The sequence below is a fragment of the Magnetospirillum moscoviense genome (genome assembly GCF_001650635.1).
Lineage (GTDB): Bacteria > Pseudomonadota > Alphaproteobacteria > Rhodospirillales > Magnetospirillaceae > Magnetospirillum > Magnetospirillum moscoviense.
Genome location: NZ_LWQU01000070.1, coordinates 1 through 1,236, shown reverse-complemented (window position 1 = coordinate 1,236; position 1,236 = coordinate 1). Strand labels below are relative to the sequence as shown.

Here is a 1,236-nt window from a genome sequence, read left to right as displayed (position 1 = left end):
AAGGTCAGGACATGCTCGGGGCCGTCATGGCGAAGGGTGCGGGTGCCGAACCATGATGGCCAGCCGCCGACCACCACCCCGGTCTTGCCGAACAGCCCGGCTTCCTTGACGTCGGCCTTTCGTGCCCACCGCGCCGAGCCATGCAGGGTCTTGTCGTCGCGTGTGCCGTGCACGGTCTCGCCGCCGATCCGCGAGGCGACGGCCTGCGCCATCAAGATCAGCGCGCCGGCACCGGCGACGGCGCCGAGAATGCCCCATTGGACGAATGCCGGCAGGGCGCCATAGGACATGGTGTATTTGACCACCCAGCCCCAGGAATCGGCCTGCAGGGCGTGGAACTGCCAGACGGTGGCCCACAGATAGATCAGGGTGGCGGTCGCAGCCGCGAAGGCTACGGGAATGGCGAGGATGATCATCGGGCTTTCCTGTTGACCGGGCCATTTAACGTATGTACGATAATTTGATGAGGATTAGCTTCGACCCGGCCAAGCGCGCCGCCACCGTGGAAAGCCGGGGCCTCGACTTCGCCGATGCGGGGTTGGTGTTCGCCGGGCCGGTCTTCGAGATCGAGGACGAACGGCGCGATTACGGCGAGCGCCGGATGATGTGCTTCGGATTGCTCGGCAGCCGGCTGGTGGTGGTCGGCTACGTGCAGCGGGGCGATGCCCGACACGTTTTCTCCATGAGGAAAGCCAATGACCGCGAAAAAGCACGTTTTGGGCAGCGACTTGGCCAAGGTTGACGCCCACGTCATCCAGCCCGAGGAATACGACGAGATTCCCGAGTGGACCGATGAGATGTTCGAGCGGGCCGACCTGTACCACGGCGACACGCTGATCCGCCGGGGCAGGCCGCCCAAGGAGGCGCCGAAGAAGCCGGTGAGCATCCGCCTCGACCCCGACCTGCTGGAATATTTCCGCGCCTCGGGGCCGGGCTGGCAGACCCGGGTCAACGACCTTTTGCGCCAGGCCGCCGGATTGCCCAAGGCGGGGTGACCGGCCGCGTTCATGCCGCCACCCTTTCCAGCAGCCGGCCATCCTGCATCACCCAGCGATCGGCGCGAGGTTCGTAGATGTCGGTGATGCGGCGGAAACCGTCGGTGTCGCGCTTGATCTGGACCACCACGTCCACCAATTCGGCCAAAAATTCCGGGACACGGGGCATGGTCTGACCCGACCAGGCGATGTTCTGGTCGAACTTCCTGTTCAGCACCTGGTGCGGGCTGTCGGCGTGGAT

General features: G+C 65.2%; 2 protein-coding genes and 2 pseudogenes. 2 read left to right on the top strand and 2 right to left on the bottom strand.

Annotated features, from left to right (window positions below; translation table 11 throughout):
- Positions 1 to 416, bottom strand: a pseudogene (locus A6A05_RS03550) (type IV secretory system conjugative DNA transfer family protein); the annotation flags it as partial.
- Between the two features lie 47 nt (positions 417 to 463).
- Between A6A05_RS03550 and A6A05_RS03545 the strand changes: the two are divergent.
- Both A6A05_RS03545 and A6A05_RS03540 read left to right on the top strand, forming a co-directional pair.
- Positions 464 to 742 (top strand): BrnT family toxin, encoded by a 279-nt coding sequence (locus tag A6A05_RS03545; RefSeq protein ID WP_068497527.1) that lies wholly within the window; start codon positions 464 to 466, stop codon positions 740 to 742.
- Positions 696 to 995, top strand: a complete 300-nt coding sequence (locus A6A05_RS03540) for a BrnA antitoxin family protein (protein WP_082910670.1) — start codon at positions 696 to 698, stop codon at positions 993 to 995. Before A6A05_RS03545 ends, A6A05_RS03540 begins: the two co-directional genes overlap by 47 nt.
- Positions 996 to 1,005: 10 nt before the next feature.
- On the opposite strand, the pseudogene A6A05_RS21190 reads toward A6A05_RS03540, so the two are convergent.
- Positions 1,006 to 1,236, bottom strand: a pseudogene (locus tag A6A05_RS21190) (CpaF/VirB11 family protein); the annotation flags it as partial.

Excerpts from the sequence above, each read along its gene's own strand:
- A6A05_RS03545 (WP_068497527.1), top strand. The coding sequence starts at position 464 with ATGAGGATTAGCTTCGACCCGGCCAAGCGCGCCGCCACCGTGGAAAGC.
- A6A05_RS03540 (WP_082910670.1), top strand. The coding sequence starts at position 696 with ATGACCGCGAAAAAGCACGTTTTGGGCAGCGACTTGGCCAAGGTTGAC.